We start from the raw sequence: 19,775 nt of genomic DNA, 5'->3' as shown, positions 1-19,775 counted from the left end.
ACCTGACCGTCGATCACCTGTTCGGCAGCATCTGGACGCGGCCGGGGTTGTCGATGCGCGACAAGCGCATCATGACGCTGACGGCGGTGACCGCCATCGGGAATCGCGATCTGGCCGAGATCCAGATCAACGCCGCGCTCCTCAACGGCGAACTCACCGAGACCGAACTGAAGGAGATGGCCGTCTTCCTCACCCACTACCTGGGCTTCCCGCTGGGCTCGGCGCTCAACGGCGCGGTCGAGGCCGTCGTGGCCAAGCGCAAGAAGGCCGCGGCGAAGGGTGCCGGAGAAGACAAGAGGGCCAACGTGGATGCCGCGTTGAAGATGCACTCGGGCAACGCCGCCGACTGACCGGCGCTGACATCCGCGCCTAGTTCGTTCGAGCTCGAAAGCTCATCTCCCGGCGTGCGCCGTGAAGCGATACTGCGGTCATGTTCGCTCGGAACCGATGAGTTTGAGAACGCCGCCGCCTCTATATCGGCATACCGATTGTGTAGGTCGAGGAGGCAACGGAAATGGCACAGCCGGATTCCACGATGTTCCTGATTGCGGGCGCGGGCGGAAGCCATGGCGCCACGGGCAACCACACGGCGCGGCAGCTGCTCGAGCGGGGCCGGTCGGTTCGGGCGTTCGTTCGCCGGGACGACGAACGGGCGGACCGGTTACGAGAATTGGGCGCCGAAATCGCCGTCGGCGATCTGCACAACTTCCGAGACGTGTCCGCAGCGCTGGATGGGGTGCAACGGGCCTACTTCACCTATCCGCTGGCCGAAGGCCTGATGGAGGCAACCGCGACCTTCGCCGCTGCGGGAACACAGACGGGTCTGCAGTGGATGGTGAACATGTCCCAGATCACCGCTCGCCCGGATCACGCCAGCCCAGCCGCCCGCCAACACTGGTTCGCCGAGCGGGTGCTCGACTGGTCGGGGATAGGTGTCACCCATCTGCGCCCGCCCTTCTTTCTGGAGAATCTCTTCAACGTTGCCGCACCGACAGTCGGGGCCGAGAGCAAGCTTTATCTGCCCTATGGCGACGGGCGACACGCCCCCATCTCGGGAGAAGACATCGCACGAGTGGTCGTCGGTATCCTGACCGATCCTGTTGTGCACCAAGGCAAGACGTATGTGCCCACTGGCCCGGCATCGTTGTCGATGGCAGAACAGGCGAGCGTTTTCGGCAGCGCATTGGGCCGTCCGGTGCAGTATGTGGACATTCCCGTCGAGGACTGGCGGCAGATCCTGTCCCAGATCCCCGTTATGTCGCCGTTCTTGATCGAGCATCTCTCGCGGGTGGCCGAGAGCCACCAACGCGGTGAATTCGACGTGGTGACGGATGTGGTCGAAACGATCGGCGGCGCAACGCCACAGTCACTCGAGGCGTTCATCAGCCAAAACCGTTCCGCGTTCGCGGTCCCGCAGCATGCTTAGCAGGCGATGCGGCAGCGGCGCTGGTGGGACAGGCCGTGATCGCGGGTCACCGGTGAGAGGTAGTCGGGATGCGTAGAGCCGCTGTGGTCCAGTACCACACCAATGCCGACTCGGCCGAGCACAACCGGACGTTGATCGAGGACGTGCTGACCGAACTCGCCGGCCTCGATCCCGGTGGGCTCGACTACCAGGTGTTCGAGTTCGACGACGGTGTGGGCTTCTTGCACGTCGCGGTGTTCGACGGCACTACCGACCCGTTCGCGGACTGCGCCGCCCACCGGGAGTTTCACCGACACCTACGAGAGCGTCTTGCGGCGCCGCCGACCGTCAGCCGTGCCGTGCTGATCGGCTCCTACTTCGGCCCGAGGTGCGGTGAGGGATGAGGGATTGTCGCGAGGAAACGATGAATTTCGACGTGCCGGTGCCTCTATACATGGTGAAAGGACGGGAATTCTGATGAAGATCTCACGCAGTGAGTCAGGGCGGAAACGGCGTGCCGCACGGCTGGACCTGCTGGACAGGACGGCCGCATGCTGCCAGCTGGCGGGTGCATCGGACGGTCATGGGCACCAACACTGATCAGGGTGAGGATTTCGGGCGGCTCGTCGAACCGTTCCGCCGGGAACTCGTTGCCTACGGCTACCGGATGTTGGGCTCACTCGACGACGCCGAGGAAATCGTCCAGGACGTGTATCTGGATGCGTGGCGCGCGTACGACCGCTTCGATGGGCGCTCTTCGCTGCGCACGTGGCTGTATCGCATCGCGACCCGCGCGTTCATCAGGGGCGTCGAGCGACGCAACCGTCGTCCGCTGCCATCGGATCTCAGCGCCGCGGCAATGGATTCCTCCGCGGCGCTTCGCGCCGGGTCAGCAGAGCTGGCGTGGTTACAGGCGACGCCCGATTCTGCGCTCACCGGGACCGTCGGTGATCCCGCTGTGGTGGCGGTGCAGCGGCATACGATGCGGCTGGCATTCGTTGCGGCGCTGCAACTCCTTCCGCCGCGGCAACGAGCAGTGCTGATTCTGCGTGATGTGCTGCGCCTGAGTGCAGCCGAAGCCGCCGGCCTGCTGGGCCTGAGCGTCGCGGCGGTCAACAGCGCACTGCAGCGGGCACGAGCGCGGCTGCCCGCCGAACACGACGGTGTTGCCGAACCGTCGCAGACACAGCAACGTGAACTGCTCGATCGTTACGTTGCCGCGTTCGAAAACGCGGACGTCGCCGCATTGGTCGCGGTGCTCAGCGAGGACGCATCGTTTGAAATGCCGCCAATCCTCACCTGGTTTCGGGGACGGGACGTCATCGCTGGTTTCCTGGGAGCACGGATGCGCGAGCTGGGGAAGGCGTCGATCGTTCGGACATCGGCCAATGGACAGCCGGCGATGGCGCTCTACATCGGTCCTGCCGGCAACCGCCGACTGCACTCGCTGCACGTGCTCACCGTTGCCGCCCAAGGCATCTCCCGCATAGTGGCGTTTCAGAACGTCGACGCCCTACAACGTTTCGACCTCCCCGCCAGACTCTCGTAGCCACCGATACCACCGTGAATAGGAGTGCAACATGGAAATAACCGGCATCGTCAACGACGATCGATCACGTGGGCCGGCTGCGTTCCGGGTCTTTCTACGCGTCTACGGCGTTTTGACACTGGCCATATTTGTGCTGCTGTTTGTCGGCTTCCTCGCGCAGTCACCGTTGTTGGCCGAGCATGGCGGAGCGCTGAATTGGACGATCTGGAACGACGTACGTTGCGGCAGTGAGCATCTGCACGTGCCCCCAATGCTGATGGTGATCTACATGGTATGGGGAGTGTTTCTGTTGCGGGCCGCGGGCGACCCGCACGACTATGCGTCATTTTTGAACTTCACGATGTGGGCCAACCTTGCGCACGGTCTGTTGATGGCAGTGCAGGCGGTCACCGAGATCCATCACTACTGGAGCAAGTTTCTCACCGACATACCGTTCGTGATGATCCTTGCCCTGGGAATCTATTTGTGGCGCCGCTCGGACGCTCGATCACGACCCAGTCAGCCGGTCAGTGACGTCGCCGGGCCCCAGTGAGGGGCATCAGCTGAGCGTTCTCCGAACCGCCCCACGTCGTGTCACTACCAGCGGGCGCTGACACCCAGCCGACGGCTAGAGTGTCGTTTCGTGCGCGTCCTGGTGATCGGCTCCGGTGCCCGTGAGCATGCGCTGCTGCTGGCGCTCCGCAAAGATCCGCAGGTCACGGGACTGGCCATCGCCCCGGGTAACGCCGGCACCGCCCGGCTGGCCGAGCAGCACGAGGTCGATATCGCCTCGGCCTCCGATGTCGTCACCCTGGCGCGCGGGGTGCGCGCCGACCTGGTGGTCATCGGCCCCGAGGTGCCGCTGGTCCTCGGGGTGGCCGACGCGCTGCGCTCCGCCGGCATCGTCTGCTTCGGCCCCGGCAAGGACGCCGCCCGCATCGAGGGCTCCAAGGCCTTCGCCAAAGAGGTCATGGCCGCGGCCGGGGTGCCCACCGCGACCACTGAAATCGTCGACAGCCCCGCGCTTTTGGACGCCGCCCTGGACCGGTTCGGTCCGCCGGCCGGGGATGCGGCCTGGGTGGTGAAGGACGACCGCCTGGCCGCCGGCAAGGGCGTCGTGGTGACCGCGGATCGCGGTGTCGCGCGCGCGCACGCCGCCGGACTGCTCGAGGCCGGCCACCCGGTGCTGCTGGAGTCGTATCTGGACGGCCCCGAGGTGTCGCTGTTCTGCGTCGTCGACGGCGAGACCGTGGTGCCGCTGCTCCCGGCGCAGGACTTCAAGCGCGTCGGCGACGGCGACAACGGGCCCAACACCGGCGGCATGGGCGCCTACGCGCCGGTCCCGTGGCTTCCCGACGAGGTGTATCGCGACATTGTCAGCAACATCGTCGAACCCGTTGCGGCCGAGATGGTTGCGCGTGGCTGCCCGTTCAGCGGATTGCTGTATGCCGGACTCGCGATCACCGCGAACGGACCCGCGGTCGTCGAATTCAACTGCCGCTTCGGCGATCCCGAGACGCAGGCGGTGCTGGCGCTGCTGGAATCACCGCTCGGGCAGCTGCTGTACGCGGCGGGCAGCGGCAAGCTGGCGGAGTTCGGTGAGCTGCGCTGGCACGACGGTGCCGCGGTGACGGTGGTGCTGGCTGCGGAGAACTATCCCGGACGTCCTCGTGTGGGCGACGTCATCGTCGGCTCGGAGGCCGACGGGGTGCTGCACGCCGGAACGTCGCGGCGCGAGGACGGCGGAATCGTCTCGTCGGGCGGTCGGGTGCTGTCGGTGGTGGGAACCGGTGCCGACCTCTCGGCCGCGCGGACCAAGGCATATGACGTTCTTCGTTCGATTCGGCTGCCGGGCAGTCATTTCCGCAACGACATCGCCCAGCTGGCGGCCGAAGGTCAGATCCGCGTCTAGAAGGCGTCTAGAAAGCGACGGCCTGGCTGTCGCGGCGCGGATCGCTGGCCGCTAAATAGCCCTCCTCGAGTCGCCAGATAGCCTGGCAGCTGCCGAATTGGTTGTAGTCGTCGACGGCGACCAGATCATGTCCACGGCGCCGCAGTTCGTCCAATGTTGATGCTGGGAAACCCTTTTCGCAACTGACCTGCATACCCTGCACCCACCGAAACCGTGGACCGTCACACGCCGCCTGCGGGTTCTGCCCGTGGTCGGCGATGCGCACCATCAGTTGCACATGGCCCTGCGGCTGCATCATCCCGCCCATCACGCCGAAGCTCATGACCGGGCCGCCGTCCTTGGTCACGAAGGCCGGAATGATGGTGTGATAGGGGCGCTTGTTCGGGCCCACGATATTCGGATGACCTTGGGCGGCAGCGAAGTTCGCCCCGCGGTTTTGCAGCGCGATCCCGGTTCCCGGTACCACCACGCCGGAACCGAATCCCATGTAGTTGGACTGGATCATCGAGACCATCACTCCCGCGGCGTCGGCAGCGGTCAGATAGACCGTTCCGCCCGAGAGAGCCCCCGCGGATACCGGCTTCGCCCGTGCGCGGTCGATCAATGCGGCCCGCTGCGCCAGGTACTCCTTGTCCAACAGCCGTTCCGGCCGCAGCGGCATGTGGTCGATGTCGGCGACGTAGGCCTGCGCGTCGGCGAACGCCAGCTTGACCGCTTCGATCTGCAGGTGCACGCTGTCGGCGGAATCGGCCGGCAACGAAGCCATGTCGAACTGCTCGAGAATGCCGAGGGCGATCAACGCGACGATCCCCTGACCGTTGGGCGGAATCTCGTGCACGGTGTAGCCCCGGTAGCTGCCGTCGACCGTGCCCACCCAGTCGGCGCGGTGCGCCGCGAGGTCGCTGGCCCGCATGACACCGTCGCTGGCCGACGAGTGCGCCTCGAGTTTGGCGGCCAGTTCCCCGCGGTAAAACGCCTCGCCGTTGGTGGCGGCGATGGTCTCGAGTGTGGCCGCATGATCGGGCAGGCTGAACCGCTCACCGGGTTTCGGCGCCCGCCCGCCGGGCAGAAACGCCTCGGCGAAACCCGGCTGCTTCTCGAACAGCGGCACCTGCGCCGCCCACTGCTCCGCGACCGTTGGCGAAACAAGAAAACCGTTGCGGCCGTACGAGATCGCGGGTTCGAACAGCCGCTCGAAGGGCAGCTTGCCGAACCTGGTATGCAGCTCGGTCCACGCCGACACGGCTCCCGGCACGGTCACCGAATTCCACCCGAGGAGGGGAACGGCTTCGCCGCCAAAGTATTCCGGAGTCCACCCCGCCGGCGAGCGGCCCGACGCGTTGAGCCCGTGCAATTGCTTGCCATCCCACACAATGGCAAAGGCGTCCCCGCCGATGCCGTTGGACACCGGCTCCACGATCGTCAGCGTGATTGCCGTGGCGATCGCCGCGTCCACCGCGCTTCCGCCCTCGGCGAGCATGCGCAGGCCCGCCTGGGCGGCAAGCGGTTGCGATGTGCACACAACGTTTTCCGCGAGCACGGGCTTGCGTGGCCAGGCGTACGGGAAGCGCCAATCGAAAGGTGGGGTCACGCCCGCGAGCGTAACGCTGCTGCGAATCCGCGCCAATTTTCGCGCAGTGGCGTTACATTCGCGATCAAACCGGTCCCTAGGCCGTCAGCAGCGGTGCCATCCAGGTCAGTTCGGCCGGTAACTGCGAGCTCCAGAACTCGGGGTTGTGCCCGCCGGGGGAGAAACCGCCCGCCGGCGGCTGCGGCAGCTGCGCGACGAACTGCTTTGTCGCAGCGTAAAACGGATCGCTGTCGCCACAGTCCACCCGGATGGGGATCGACGCCAGCGCGGGCATCCCGAACACCGAGTTCGCCGCGAAGTCGTCCGGCCCGTCGAACGCCCCCGGTGCGGCCGCGCCGGAGGACAGCCACAGCGCCGGGCTCACCGCGCAGATGGCCGCGGTGCGGCCGGCGCCGAGCCGGCCGCCGAGCAGCAGCGCGCCGTAGCCACCCATCGACCAGCCCAGGAACGCCACGCGCGAGGTGTCCAGATTCTGGTTCCCCAGCATGGGGATGAGCTCGTCGAGCACCATCGCCCCGCTGTCCTCGCCGGAAGACCGCCTGTGCCAATAGCTACCGCCACCGTCGACGGCAACCACCGCGAACGGCGGCAGCCCCGCGTTGACAGCCTGCGCCAGCCCCTGCTCGACGCCACCGGCCATCACGGTGGAGGCGTCGCTGCCCTTGCCATGCAGCGCGATCACCGCTCGCAGTGGCTGGGTCTGGCCGGGCGGACGCGCGATGGCCCAATTGGTGTTCACGCCGCCGCGCGCGGCCGACACGAAGGAACCGGTGACCATGGTGGGCGCGGGCGCCGACGGGGGAGCCGGAGCACGAGGGGCGCTCGGCGGTGCCAACGGCATTTGGGTGCCCGCCCTCGATACGGGGGCGGAAACCGGCGTGGCGTGAGATGTTCGAGGCTGTAACAAAATGTCGAGCCCGTAGGCGCCGACGGCGCCGAGGGCCGCACTGGCGCCGAGACCGAGCACGGCGCGGCGGCTCAAGTCGGGCATGCGGGCCATCATGCCATGGCCGTTTGGCCGAAATGGCAATGCAGTACCACTTTGGCTGGCACGATGGCTACTCGTGACTGCAGCGGTTACTCCGAAAGGAGAACGTCGACGGTATGCGCTCGTCAGCGCCGCCGCCGAGCTGCTTGCCGAGGGCGGGTTCGAAGCGGTGCGGCACCGGGCGGTCGCCGGTCGGGCCGGATTGCCGTTGGCGTCCACCACCTATTACTTCTCCTCCCTCGACGATCTGATCGCACGCGCGGTCGAACACACCGCGATGATCGAGGTGGCGCAGCTTCGATCGCGGGTCGCCGCCTTGTCCCGGCGGCGCCGCGGGCCGGAGACCATCGCCGAGGTGCTGGCGGATCTGCTCGTCGGGGACGTGTCCGGCCCGGGACTCACCGAGCAGCTGATATCGCGCTATGAGCGGCAGATCGCGTGCACCCGCCTGCCCGCGTTGCAGGAGACCATGCGGCGCAGCCTGCGTCAGCGCGCCGAGGCGGTGGCGGAGGCCATCGAGCGCTCGGGCCGCTCGGTGCACATCGAGCTGGTGTGCACGCTGATCTGCGCGGTCGACGGTTCGGTGGTGTCGGCCCTGGTAGAGGGACGAGATCCGCGCGCGGCGGCGCAGGGGGCGGTGGTCGATCTCATCGAGGTGCTCGCACCCATCGATCAGCGCCCCGTGCAGATCTGACCCGTCCGCAACGGGCGGATCGGGTCGGGCGGCAGCGACGGCGTCACGATGTACCCGGTGTCGAGGTCGCCGTAGATCGTCACCTGGGCCGGGCATCGCTGCGCATACAGCGCCACATAGGCGCAGACGACGGCATCGACCGGATCTTCTGCGCGGCGCAGCTCGCATTTGCGTTGCGCGGTGGTCACGGCCCGGCGCAGCGCGAGCCAGCCATCGTGTGCGGCGACACGCAGGGGAATCGGGGCCTGCGCGAGCCGTTCGAGGCCGTCCATCAGCAGCAACAGCTCGGATCTGAGCCGGTCGACGCCACGGCCCGGTTTTGCCTTGTATTTCAGGGTTCGCTGCAACCGGAACAGCGCGACGGTCGCCGCATGCGGGTACACCTCGATGGCGCGACGCGTGACCGGCGACCGCGGATCCGGATCGAGGCCCAGCGCCGCGGCCAGGCGGCCCCCGCGCGGGCCGTTGGCGAATTCGGGTTTTCCGGTGTTGCAGGGGTGGGCCCCGGCCTCGAACCTGCGGAAGTCGCGGTTGAGCGCGGTCTCGGCGGGGCGCTGGCCCGTCGGGTTGTTCACCACCAGCGGCGCATCGAAGGCGACCAGGCAATCGCCCCGCACGTAGGGGTGCAGCGCGGCCAGGATTTCGTCGTCGTCGCGGACCGCGCCCACGCTCACCAAATCGCCGCCGGAGTCGACGACGGCAACGCCGGTCGGGTTACGGCCCGCCCAGGCGAGGTCGACACCGGCGAAGTACATGGGCGACATTGTGCCGCCAGGCTGCAACTGGTGACGCCGCTACTCGGCGAACGCGTCGCCAGATGCAGTCTCGCGGCGCCGGACGAACCGTAAGCTGTGTGTTCGTGAGGACCAAGTGAGCATTCCGAATGTGCTGGCCGCCCGGTACGCCAGTGCCGAGATGGTCGCGATCTGGTCGCCCGAGGCCAAGATCGTCGCGGAGCGGCGGCTGTGGCTCGCGGTGCTGCGCGCACAAGCGGAGCTGGGCGTTGCGGTGCCCCCCGAAGCGATCGCCGATTACGAGCGTGTGCTCGAGGACGTCGATCTGGCTTCGATCGCGGATCGTGAACGCGTCCTTCGCCACGACGTCAAGGCCCGTATCGAGGAATTCAATGCGCTGGCCGGTCACGAGCATGTGCACAAAGGCATGACCAGTCGCGATCTGACCGAGAACGTGGAGCAGCTGCAGATCCGGCGTTCGCTGGAGCTGGTCTTCGCTCACGGGGTGGCGGTCGCGGCGCGGCTCGCCGAGCGGGCCGTGACCTATCGCGACCTGGTGATGGCCGGACGCAGTCACAATGTCGCGGCCCAGGCCACCACGCTGGGCAAAAGGTTCGCCTCGGCGGCCCAGGAGACGCTGATCGCGTTGACCAGGCTGCGGGAGCTGATCGACCGTTACCCGTTGCGTGGTATCAAAGGACCGATGGGCACGTCGCAGGACATGCTCGACCTGCTGGATGGCGACGCGGCCAAGCTCGCCGAACTCGAGCGGCGTGTCGCCCAATTCTTGGGCTTCGCAACGGTTTTGACCAGCGTCGGGCAGGTGTATCCCAGATCGCTGGACCACGACGTGATTTCGGCGCTGGTGCAGCTGGGCGCAGGACCGTCCTCGATGGCGCACACCATCCGGCTGATGGCCGGGCACGAGTTGGTCACCGAGGGATTCGCGCCGGGTCAGGTTGGTTCGTCGGCGATGCCGCACAAGATGAACACCCGCAGCTGCGAACGGGTCAACGGCCTGCAGGTGGTGCTGCGCGGCTACGCCTCGATGGCGGCGGAACTGGCGGGCGCGCAGTGGAACGAGGGTGACGTGTTCTGCTCGGTGGTGCGCCGAGTGGCGTTGCCGGACAGCTTCTTCGCCGTCGACGGGCAGATCGAGACCTTCTTGACGGTGCTCGACGAGTTCGGCGCCTATCCGGCGGTGATCGGTCGCGAACTGGACCGCTATCTGCCGTTCCTGGCCACCACCAAGGTGTTGATCGCCGCGGTGCGCGCCGGCATGGGCCGTGAGGCCGCACATCACGTGATCCGCGAACACGCGGTGGCGACGGCGCTGGCCATGCGGGAACGCGGGGCCGAGCCCGATCTGCTGGATCGGCTGGCCGCCGACGAGCGGCTGCCGCTGGACCGGGCGGGTCTGGACACCGCGCTGGCCGACAACAAGGCGTTCACCGGTGCCGCCGGTGACCAGGTGGACGAGGTGGCGGCGCTGGTGGATGCGCTGGTGAGCCGTTACCCGGACGCGGCCAAGTACGTTCCCGGTGCGATCCTGTGACTTTGGCGGGCGCGCTCTCGGGGATCGACTTCACCGACCTGGACAACTTCGCCACCGGATTTCCGCACGACCTGTTCGCCATCCATCGGCGGGAGGCGCCGGTGTACTGGCACTCACCGACCGACAACACCCCGGACGGCGAGGGTTTCTGGTCGGTCGCCACCTACGCGGAAACGCTTGAGGTTCTCAAGGATCCGGTGACGTACTCGTCGGTCACCGGTGGCGAGCGGCCGTACGGCGGCACACTGTTGCAGGACCTGGCGATCGCTGGTCAGGTGCTCAACATGATGGACGACCCGCGGCACTCGCAGATCCGGCGGCGGGTAAGCTCCGGGCTGACGCCGCGGATGATCCGTCTGGTGGAGGACGATCTGCGGGCCCGGGCGCGCCGGCTGCTGGACGCGGTGGTGCCCGGTGAGCCATTCGACTTCCTGGTCGACATCGCGGCCGAGCTGCCGATGCAGATGATCTGCATTCTGCTGGGAGTCCCTGAGTCCGAGCGGCATTGGTTGTTCGAGGCGATCGAGCCGCAGTTCGATTTCGGTGGTTCGCGCAAGGCCACATTATCGCAGCCGTCGCTGCGGTCCTCACTCGAAGAAGCCGGGTCGCGGATGTATGACTACGGTCAACAGCTGATCGCATCCAAACGTGACAAGCCGACCGACGACATGTTGTCGGTCGTGGCGAACGCGATGCTCGACGACTCGGATGGGGACGCCGCGTCGGCTCTTTCCGACCTCGAGCTGTACCTGTTCTTCAGCCTGCTGTTCAGCGCCGGCGCGGAGACCACCCGCAACGCGGTCGCGGGCGGGCTGCTGGCGCTGGCCAGCCATCCACCGCAATTGCATTCTCTGCGTGGGGATCTCGGCGCGTTACCCACCGCCGTGGAGGAGATGGTGCGGTGGACCTCACCCTCGCCCTCGAAACGGCGCACCGCCACCCGCGACGTCACGCTCGGTGGCCAGTCGATCGCGGCCGGACAGAAGATACAGATCTGGGAGGGATCGGCGAATCGCGACGCCAGTGTCTTTGACGGCGCCGACGAATTCGATATCGCGCGGAAACCCAATCCGCATCTGGGATTCGGACAAGGCGTGCACTATTGCCTGGGTGCCAACCTGGCGCGCCTCGAGCTGCGGGTGCTGTTCGAGGAACTGCTCAGTCGGTTCGGCACGGTGCGGGTGGTCCGGCCGGTCGAATGGGCCCGCAGCAACCGGCATACCGGCATCCGGCACCTCGTGGTGGAGCTACGCGAAGAACAGTGACGATCCGGTTCTCCGATATCGAGCCCACCCCCGACGTGTTCGCTGCGGTGATGGCGACCGGTATCTTGTCCGTCGGCGCGAAAAATCACGGATACCGGTTGATCAGCGACACGATGGGCGTCATCGCCACGCTCGGGCTGGTGCTGCTGGTCGCCCTGGTGGTCGCGAAGGCCTGCGCCACCAAACAGAAGTTGCGCTGGGATCTCACCGATCCCGACGTCACACTGCGGATGATCACGTTCGTCGCCGCCTGCGCGGTGATCGACACCCGCTTGTCGTCCAATGTGTGGGTGGCGCGGGTCCTCGGTGTCGTCGCGCTGGTGTCCTGGCTGGTGCTGATCATGCTCAGCGCGCGAAATATGTTGGCACAGCGTTGGTCCGTGCTGCGCGACCATGTCCACGGCGCCTGGCAGTTGGGCAGCGTGGGAACATCGGGTTTGGCGATCGTGATCGCCCGGGCGGCCCGTCAGACCGGGCACCACTGGTGGCTCGCGGTAGCCGTGGCCGCATGGGTGGCGGCGCTGTGCATCTACGGCCTGATGACCTGGTTGACTCTGTGGCGCGTGGTCAACGAACGCCAGCACCGCGACGGCTTCGAGCCCGATACCTGGATCCTGATGGGCGGCATGGCGATTGCGACGCTGGCCGGAGACAACATCCATACCATCGCGCCCGGCTGGCTGGCCGGCCCGGTGCGGGCGGTCACCATCGTGACCTGGGTGACGGCCACGCTGTGGATACCGCCGCTGATCTATTTCGTCCTGCACCGCATCAGGCGGCATCCCAACATGCTGCAATTCGCCGGCGTGTGGTGGGCGTTCGTGTTCCCGCTGGGCATGTATTCCGCGGCCAGTTTCGCCATGGCAACCGAGCTCGGTGAGCGGTGGTTGCTCACCGTGTCCCAGGTTTTCTTCTGGGATGCGTTGGCCGCCTGGCTCATTGTGGCCGTCGCCGGGCTGCTGCTCTTCTCGCGGGCGCTGCTGTTAAGCCCTGCGGATCGCGATACCCGCCGACCGTAGTTCGACCGCCACCAGGGCGCCGATGGTCACCGGATCCTCGCGACGCCACCCGCCGACCGGGTCCGCACTGACGGCGATCAACGTGCGGGGCGGGCGGTTGGTCAACGCGCGCAGCGCAAGCAATTGCGCACCGGCCGGGGTTGCGGCCAACGCGGTCACCGTCAACTTGCGCCGAAAGAATCGAAGCCGCAGAAACACCCACGGGATCACCGCGACGAGGATCGGGAGCGCCACGACCGCCATCGCCAGCAACACGGCGAGCCAGCTCGCCGCGATGTCCAGGTCGTGGCCCGCGCCCGCGATGTCCAGCGCGGCCCGGCTGGCGGAGTTGAGCGGCTCGCTGACCGTGTCGCCCACCACCGGAATGTGCTGGGCGCCGTGGCCGGCGGACGCGAGGTTGCCGGCGATGCCGTCCGCGCCGCTCTCGACCTGCCGGCCGGCGTCGGCGATGGTCGCGATGGCGTCGTAAACTGCCAGGCCGACCAGAAGCCACAGCACTGTCCACACGACGACGGCGAAGTCGCTGAACAGCTGGGCCGCCAGCCGGCCGGGCCTGGTCGAGTAGGGCAGAAACCGCGGTGTCATATCCCCGATCCCAGCACACGGCGCGTTTCGGTGTGCCCGATAGGCTGGCCGGATGCCTGCACTGTCCGACTACCAGCATCTGGCGAGCGGCAAGGTCCGTGAGCTGTATCGCGTCGACGACGAACACCTCCTGCTGGTCGCCACCGACCGCATCTCGGCGTACGACTTCATCCTGGACAGCACCATCCCGGACAAGGGCCGCATCCTGACCGCGATGAGTGTTTTCTTCTTCGGTCTCGTCGATGCCCCCAACCACCTGGCCGGACCGCCGGACGACCCGCGCGTCCCCGACGAGGTCCTGGGGCGGGCGCTGGTGGTGCGGCAGCTGGAGATGCTTCCGGTCGAATGCGTGGCGCGCGGTTACCTGACCGGCTCGGGGCTCCTGGACTATCAGGCGAGCGGCAAGGTCTGCGGTATCACCTTGCCGCCGGGACTGGTCGAAGCCAGCAGGTTCGCCGAACCGCTGTTCACCCCGGCGACCAAAGCCGCATTGGGGGACCACGACGAAAACGTCTCGTTTGCCCGGGTGATCGAGATGGTGGGCGGGGTGCGCGCCAACCAGCTGCGCGACCGCACCTTGCAGATCTACGTTCAGGCCGCCGACCATGCGCTGCGGAAAGGAATCATCATCGCGGACACCAAATTCGAATTCGGCACCGACCGTGACGGCAACCTGCTGCTGGCCGACGAGATCTTCACTCCGGATTCCTCACGGTACTGGCCGGCCGACGAGTACCAAGCCGGCGTGGTCCAGAACAGCTTCGACAAACAGTTCGTCCGCAACTGGCTCACCAGCCCCGCCTCCGGCTGGGACCGCCACGGCACGCAACCCCCGCCGCCACTCCCCGACGACATCATCGAGGCGACTCGTGGCCGCTATATCGATGCCTACGAACGAATTTCCGGCCTGAGCTTCGATGACTGGATAGGTACCGGCGCATGAGCATGACCGAATCGCACCGTGCCGGGTCCGTACCACCCGTCGCCAAGCGGGTGGACAGCCGGCGCGAGCACCACGGTGACGTCTTCATCGACCCCTACGAGTGGCTGCGCGAAAAGACCAACCCCGACGTCATCGCCTACCTCGAGGCCGAGAACGACTACGTCGACCAGATGACCGCCCGGCTCGAACCGTTGCGGCAACAGATCTTCGACGAGATCAAGGCGCGCACCAAGGAAACCGATCTCTCGGTCCCGACCCGGCAGGGCCGGTGGTGGTACTACGCCCGCACCTTCGAAGGGAAGCAGTACCGCGTCCAGTGCCGTTGTCCGGTAAGCGACCCCGATGACTGGATCCCGCCGACCCTGGACGAGAACACCGACATCCCGGGCGAGCAAATCTTGCTCGACTCGAACGCCGAGGCCGAGGGACACGAATTCTTCGCCCTGGGCGCCGCGACCGTCAGCCTCGACGGAAACCTGCTGGCGTACTCGGTCGACACCCTGGGTGACGAGCGCTATACGTTGCGGTTCAAGGATTTACGCACCGGCGAGCTGTATCCGGACGAGATCGCCGACATCGGGGCGGGAGCGACCTGGGCCGCCGACAACCGCACTCTGTACTACCTCACCCTGGACGAGGCGCACCGCCCCGACAAAGTGTGGCGGTATCGGGTGGGCTCCGGTGAGTCATCGGAGCTGGTGTATCACGAAGCCGACGAAAAGTTCTGGCTCGGCGTGGGACTCACCCGAAGTGAGGCCTATGTCGTCATTGCCTCGGGCTCCTCAATCACCTCCGAGTTCCGCTACGCCGACGCCGCCGATCCGCAGGCGCAGTTCACCATCGTGCTGCCGCGCCGTGTTGGTGTGGAGTACGCGGTAGAGCATGCGGTCGTCGGCGGGCAGGACCGGTTCTTGATCCTGCATAACGACGGCGCGATCAACTTCACCCTGACCGAGGCACCGGTCAGCGATCCCACCCGGCAGCGCACCCTGATCCCGCACCGCGACGACGTCCGCCTCGACGGGGTGGATGCCTTTGCCGGCCACCTCGTTGTCAGCTATCGGCGTGAGGCGCTGCCCCGGTTACAGCTGTGGCGCATCAATTCGGACGGGACATACGCACAGCCGGAAGAGGTTTCGTTCGACTCTGAACTGATGTCGGCCGGCCTGGCCGGCAACCCGAATTGGGATGCGCCCAAGCTGCGGATCCGGGCGGGGTCTCTCGTCATCCCGGCACGGGTCTACGACATCGACTTCGTCACCGGTGAACGCACCCTGCTGCGCGAGCAACCCGTGCTCGGCGATTATCGGCCGGAAGATTACATCGAACGGCGCGACTGGGCGGTTGCCGACGACGGCACCCGGATCCCGGTGTCGATCGTGCACCGTGCGGGCAGCGAATTCCCGGCGCCTGCACTGGTTTACGGTTACGGTGCCTACGAGATCTGCACCGACCCGAGCTTTTCCATCGCCCGGTTGTCGCTGTTGGATCGCGGCATGGTGTTCGCGATCGCCCACGTCCGCGGCGGTGGCGAGATGGGCCGGCTGTGGTACGAGCACGGCAAGCTGTTGGAGAAGAAGAACACCTTCACCGACTTCGTTGCGGTGGCAAGGCATTTGGTGGATTCCGGAATCACCCGCCCGCGTCAGCTGGTGGCGCTGGGGGGCAGTGCTGGCGGTTTGCTGATGGGGGCGGTGGCCAACCTGGCCCCGGAACTCTTCGCCGGCATCCTCGCGCAGGTGCCGTTCGTCGACCCGCTGACCACCATCCTGGATCCCTCCTTGCCGCTGACCGTGACCGAGTGGGACGAATGGGGAAACCCGTTGGCGGACAAGGATGTCTACTCCTACATGAAGTCCTATTCACCGTATGAGAACGTCGAGACCAAGCGGTATCCGGCGATTCTGGCGATGACGTCGCTGAACGATACGCGGGTCTATTATGTGGAGCCCGCCAAGTGGGTCGCCGCGCTGCGGCACGTCAACGCTGACGGCAGCCCGATCCTGTTGAAGACCCAGATGAACGCCGGGCATGGTGGCGTCAGCGGTCGCTACAAGGGGTGGGAGGAAGCCGCCTTCCAGTATGCGTGGCTGCTAGCCACCGCCGATGGCGCCCGCTATGGCGGCGGCCGGGAAGCCGACCTCAACGCCGATCCGCAGCGGTAGCCGGGACATCGGCGCGCACTTCGTCGACGGGCGGGGTCGGTGGCTTCCTGGGCAGGAACGACGCCGGAATGATGGTGAAGGCCACCAACACGACAGCCAGCACGAAGACCGTCGCATAGGCGTGCGACAAGTGGTGCGACACGTGGCTGGCCAGATCGGGGGTCATCGTCTGCCGCGGGAGGGCCGACGGGTCAACCGGAAGGTCCCGCTTGCCGGCGCCCCGGTGCACCCCGGCCATCTCGTTCGCCGCCATCAGGGCCTCGTTGCGATTGAACTGATTGGTCAGGATCACCGCCATGAGCGCGGCCCCGATCGACCCGCCCACCTGCTGATTCACGCTGATCAACGTCGTCCCCCGGGCGACCTGACGCGGGGCCAGCGCCTGCATGAGCGCCGCGGAAAGCGGTGTGGTGGTCAAGCCGGCCCCCAGGCCCATGATCGCGAGTCCAGACACCAAGACCGGGGAGTACTCGGCCCGCGTGGCGACACCGTAGGTGAAGACACCCAGGCCCGCTGCCATCAGCGGCAGGCCGATCAGCACGATATTGCCGGGACCGCGTTTGTCCATGAAGGCCCCGCCCAGCGGCATGGTCAATACGGCACCGATCCCGACCGGCAGCATGTGCAGCCCGGACTGCATGGGCGTCTCGTGGCCGGCGATCTGGAAGTAACTCGGGACCAGCAGCCCAACGCCCACCGACGCGGCGCCGAACACCAGCAGCGTCACATTGACCTGGGTGACTACCGGGTTGCGGAATAGCCGCAGGTCGATCAGGGGGTGATCGGTGCGATACCAGGCGTGCACGATGAACGCGGCGATCAATGCCAGGCCAACCACCGCCGGCGCCAGCACGTAGGGGTCGGATATCGTGCGCCGCCCCGGGATGGAACACACCCCGCAGAGGAAGATCGCCACGCCGGGCGACAGCAGCAGCGCGCCGGTGATGTCGAGAGCCTCGGACGGGGACGATTGATCTTTCGGGAACATGACCGCCGCCAGCGCGAATGCGGTCAGGCCGATCGGCAGGTTGACCAGGAAAATCCACTCCCAGCCGTAGGCGCCGATCAGCCAACCGCCCAGGATGGGCCCGCTGATCGGGCCGAGAAGAATCGGGATTCCCCCCACCGCCATCAGGCGGCCGACCCGCTTGGGCCCCGCCTCACGCGTCAAGATCACGAAGCTGAGCGGCAATAACATGCCGCCGCCGATACCCTGCACCACCCGAAACAAAATGAGCAGCAATATGTTCGGCGCCACCGCGCACAGCAGCGATCCCAGCGTGAAAATCAGGACCGACCCCATGAACAGGCGCTTGGTGCCGAACCGGTCCGCTGCCCACCCCGTGATCGGGATCACGGTCGCGAACGCGAGCATGTAGCCGGCGATCGTCCACGAGACGATGGCCTGAGTCGACCCGAATTGTTCGATGAAGGTGCGTTGCGCCACGGCGACGACGGTGCTGTCCAGCACGGCCATGATGCAGGCCAGGCCACACACCCCGGCGATCCGGAACAGTGCCGCGTCCAGCTTGTCGGGATACTCATCTGGGTGGCGCGATGATCCCGGGGCGATAGGCAACGGGACGGTGAAAGACGCGGAACGAGTGTTCTCCATGGCGCCGCTGAGCATATCCAGATCGGTGGCCCCGCAGAAGGGTTTTTGCGCGTATTCACCTATTCGCACGCGTGTAATTCGTGCTGCGCACAAGTGACCCGGACTGCCGTTAATGCGATAAATCGGCCCCTGGTGGTCTAGCAGGCGTGTTTGTGTTATTCGCCGGCAGTTTCGCTTGCCGGCTTTTTCGGCAGAAAGGATGCCGGAATGACCGTGCAAACTACCAGCACGACGGCAACCACGAATACCGCGGTATACGCGTGTGAAAGATCGTGCAACACATTCGCCCAAAAGCCGGGGACAAGCGACTGCCGCGGTATTTCGGATTGGTCAACCGGCACCCCGTCGATGGCCGCCCTCTGTTGCAACGCAGCAAGTTTGTTTGCTGCGACGATATTTTCGCTCCTATTGAACTGATTCGTCAGGATCATCGACATCAGGGCGGTTCCCATCGAGCCGCCCACCTGGTGACTGACGCTCATCAACGTCGTTCCCCGGGCGATTTGATGCGGTGCCAGCGCCTGCACCGACGCGACGGACAACGGCATCATGGTGCAGCCCATGCCCAGGCCCATGACCGCCAGCCCCACCAGCAGCCAAGGTAGATAGTTGGCCTGCCTGGCCACCCCGAACGCGAAAGCGCCCAGGCCGGCGGTGATCAGCACGATGCCGACCAGCACGATCTTGCCCGGCCCCTGCCGGTCCACGAGCGGCCCGGTCAGCCGCATGGTCAGCATGGCGCCGAGCCCCTGCGGGATCATGAGCACGCCCGCCTGCATCGGCGTCTGATGCAGCACCTGCTGGAAGTAACTGGGAAGCAGCAGCCCGGCGCCAAAAAATGCGCCGGCGAAGACCAGCATCGTCACGTTGGCGTGGGTCAGCACCGGATTGCGGAACAACCGCAGATCGATCAGGGGATGATCGGCGCGATGCCAGGCGTGCGCGACGAACCCCGCGATCAATGCCAGCCCGATCGTCGCCGGGATCACCACATGGCGGTCGGCCACGGTACCGCGGCCCGGGATGGACGACACCGCGAACAGGAACATCGCCAGGCCGGGGGACAGCAGCAGCACGCCGACGGCATCGAAAGTTTCCGACCGGGCCGGGTGATCCCGTGGAAACACGATCGCCGCGAGGAAAATGGTGAGCAGTCCGATCGGCACGTTGATCAGGAAGATCCACCGCCAACTCGAGGTGTCGATCAGCCAACCGCCCAGGATCGGCCCGCCGATCGGGGCGAGCAGCATGGGGATGCTCAGGATCGACATCAGGCGCCCAAGCCGCCCGGGGCCGGCCTCACGGGTCAAGATCATGAACCCCAATGGCAGCAGCATGCCGCCGCCGACACCTTGCACCACCCGAAAGATGATGAGCTGCAGAATGTTTGCGGCAATCGCACAGAGCAGTGAGCCCAGCATGAAGGCCACCACGGAGCCCATGAATAGCCGTTTGGTGCCGAACCGGTCGGCTGCCCATCCGGTTATCGGGATCACGGTCGCCAAGGCAAGCGTGTAGCCGGTCATCGTCCACGCCACAACCGCCTGAGAGGACGCGAACTGCTCGATGAAGGTGCGCTGCGCGACGCTGACCACCGTGACATCCAGGATCGCCATGACCGTGGCCAAGATGCACACACCGGAGACCCGCAACAGCGCGGCGTCCAGTTTGTCCGGATACTCCCGTTCGCCGGCGCCCGGCTGCCCGGCGGGGGCATGGGGCAGCGGCGTTTTGGCCGCTGCGTAGGAGGCCTCGTCCATGGCGTTGCTTAGCATA

18 protein-coding genes are annotated in these 19,775 nt (G+C 66.4%); 12 read left to right on the top strand and 6 right to left on the bottom strand.

What is annotated here, in order from left to right; all coding sequences use genetic code 11:
- From EPN51_RS19755 to purD, 6 genes are all read left to right on the top strand, one after another.
- A partial coding sequence (locus EPN51_RS19755; protein WP_293045737.1) for a carboxymuconolactone decarboxylase family protein occupies positions 1 to 350 on the top strand: 350 nt, incomplete at its 5' end.
- 164 nt (positions 351 to 514) lie between these two features.
- Positions 515 to 1,426, top strand: coding sequence for an NAD(P)H-binding protein (locus EPN51_RS19750; RefSeq protein WP_293045734.1), 912 nt, complete (start codon positions 515 to 517; stop codon positions 1,424 to 1,426).
- 68 nt (positions 1,427 to 1,494) lie between these two features.
- Positions 1,495 to 1,809: a hypothetical protein gene (locus tag EPN51_RS19745; protein ID WP_293045733.1), complete on the top strand. Its 315-nt coding sequence runs from the start codon at positions 1,495 to 1,497 to the stop codon at positions 1,807 to 1,809.
- A gap of 179 nt (positions 1,810 to 1,988) precedes the next feature.
- Positions 1,989 to 2,954 carry an RNA polymerase subunit sigma-70 gene (locus EPN51_RS19740; protein WP_293045730.1) on the top strand — a complete coding sequence of 322 codons (966 nt, stop codon included), beginning with the start codon at positions 1,989 to 1,991 and terminating at the stop codon, positions 2,952 to 2,954.
- 31 nt (positions 2,955 to 2,985) lie between these two features.
- On the top strand, positions 2,986 to 3,486 hold the full coding sequence (locus EPN51_RS19735) for a DUF6632 domain-containing protein (RefSeq protein ID WP_293045728.1): 501 nt from the start codon (positions 2,986 to 2,988) through the stop codon (positions 3,484 to 3,486).
- Positions 3,487 to 3,576: 90 nt separating this feature from the next.
- The gene (purD, locus tag EPN51_RS19730; RefSeq protein WP_293045725.1) at positions 3,577 to 4,845 is read left to right on the top strand and encodes a phosphoribosylamine--glycine ligase; all 1,269 of its coding nucleotides are present in this window, start codon (positions 3,577 to 3,579) and stop codon (positions 4,843 to 4,845) included.
- A gap of 7 nt (positions 4,846 to 4,852) precedes the next feature.
- On the opposite strand, the gene EPN51_RS19725 is transcribed toward purD, so the two are convergent.
- Together EPN51_RS19725 and EPN51_RS19720 are read right to left on the bottom strand one after the other, a co-directional pair.
- Entirely contained in the window at positions 4,853 to 6,436 is a 1,584-nt protein-coding gene (locus EPN51_RS19725; protein ID WP_293045723.1) for a gamma-glutamyltransferase family protein, read from the bottom strand.
- 76 nt (positions 6,437 to 6,512) lie between these two features.
- Positions 6,513 to 7,439, bottom strand: a complete 927-nt coding sequence (locus EPN51_RS19720; RefSeq protein WP_293045721.1) for an alpha/beta hydrolase-fold protein — start codon at positions 7,437 to 7,439, stop codon at positions 6,513 to 6,515.
- Here EPN51_RS19720 and EPN51_RS19715 point away from each other — a divergent pair.
- A complete protein-coding gene (locus EPN51_RS19715; RefSeq protein WP_293045719.1) occupies positions 7,438 to 8,118 on the top strand; it encodes a TetR family transcriptional regulator in 681 nt (226 codons plus the stop codon). The two genes, EPN51_RS19720 and EPN51_RS19715, sit on opposite strands and share 2 nt — an antisense overlap.
- Here the strand turns inward: EPN51_RS19715 and EPN51_RS19710 are convergent.
- On the bottom strand, positions 8,097 to 8,873 hold the full coding sequence (locus EPN51_RS19710; RefSeq protein ID WP_293045716.1) for a DUF429 domain-containing protein: 777 nt from the start codon (positions 8,871 to 8,873) through the stop codon (positions 8,097 to 8,099). The two genes, EPN51_RS19715 and EPN51_RS19710, sit on opposite strands and share 22 nt — an antisense overlap.
- 115 nt (positions 8,874 to 8,988) lie before the next feature.
- Here EPN51_RS19710 and purB point away from each other — a divergent pair, with 115 nt between their 5' ends.
- The 3 genes from purB to EPN51_RS19695 are packed head-to-tail and all read left to right on the top strand — an operon-like array spanning position 8,989 to position 12,691.
- Positions 8,989 to 10,407 carry an adenylosuccinate lyase gene (gene purB, locus EPN51_RS19705; RefSeq protein ID WP_293045714.1) on the top strand — a complete coding sequence of 473 codons (1,419 nt, stop codon included), beginning with the start codon at positions 8,989 to 8,991 and terminating at the stop codon, positions 10,405 to 10,407.
- Entirely contained in the window at positions 10,404 to 11,672 is a 1,269-nt protein-coding gene (locus tag EPN51_RS19700; RefSeq protein WP_293045712.1) for a cytochrome P450, read from the top strand. The genes purB and EPN51_RS19700 overlap by 4 nt, the downstream gene beginning before the upstream one ends.
- Complete coding sequence (locus EPN51_RS19695; protein WP_293045709.1) at positions 11,669 to 12,691, top strand: tellurite resistance/C4-dicarboxylate transporter family protein; 1,023 nt, start codon at positions 11,669 to 11,671, stop codon at positions 12,689 to 12,691. Before EPN51_RS19700 ends, EPN51_RS19695 begins: the two co-directional genes overlap by 4 nt.
- Here EPN51_RS19695 and EPN51_RS19690 read toward each other — a convergent pair.
- Entirely contained in the window at positions 12,656 to 13,276 is a 621-nt protein-coding gene (locus EPN51_RS19690) for a hypothetical protein (RefSeq protein ID WP_293045707.1), read from the bottom strand. The genes EPN51_RS19695 and EPN51_RS19690 overlap by 36 nt on opposite strands.
- Positions 13,277 to 13,328: 52 nt before the next feature.
- Between EPN51_RS19690 and EPN51_RS19685 the strand changes: the two genes are divergently transcribed.
- Together EPN51_RS19685 and EPN51_RS19680 are read left to right on the top strand one after the other, a co-directional pair.
- The gene (locus EPN51_RS19685) at positions 13,329 to 14,219 is read left to right on the top strand and encodes a phosphoribosylaminoimidazolesuccinocarboxamide synthase (RefSeq protein ID WP_293045704.1); all 891 of its coding nucleotides are present in this window, start codon (positions 13,329 to 13,331) and stop codon (positions 14,217 to 14,219) included.
- A 2-nt stretch (positions 14,220 to 14,221) separates the two neighbouring features.
- On the top strand, positions 14,222 to 16,384 hold the full coding sequence (locus EPN51_RS19680) for a S9 family peptidase (protein WP_293045787.1): 2,163 nt from the start codon (positions 14,222 to 14,224) through the stop codon (positions 16,382 to 16,384).
- On the opposite strand, the gene EPN51_RS19675 is transcribed toward EPN51_RS19680, so the two are convergent.
- Both EPN51_RS19675 and EPN51_RS19670 read right to left on the bottom strand, forming a co-directional pair.
- Positions 16,362 to 18,014: a DHA2 family efflux MFS transporter permease subunit gene (locus EPN51_RS19675; protein ID WP_293045784.1), complete on the bottom strand. Its 1,653-nt coding sequence runs from the start codon at positions 18,012 to 18,014 to the stop codon at positions 16,362 to 16,364. The two genes, EPN51_RS19680 and EPN51_RS19675, sit on opposite strands and share 23 nt — an antisense overlap.
- A 140-nt stretch (positions 18,015 to 18,154) precedes the next feature.
- On the bottom strand, positions 18,155 to 19,774 hold the full coding sequence (locus EPN51_RS19670; protein WP_293045703.1) for a DHA2 family efflux MFS transporter permease subunit: 1,620 nt from the start codon (positions 19,772 to 19,774) through the stop codon (positions 18,155 to 18,157).
- Position 19,775: the final 1 nt, after the last annotated feature.

Origin of the sequence: Mycobacterium sp. (genome assembly GCF_004298145.1) — a bacterium.
GTDB lineage: Bacteria > Actinomycetota > Actinomycetes > Mycobacteriales > Mycobacteriaceae > Mycobacterium.
This window is presented reverse-complemented; position numbering and strand designations above follow the sequence as displayed.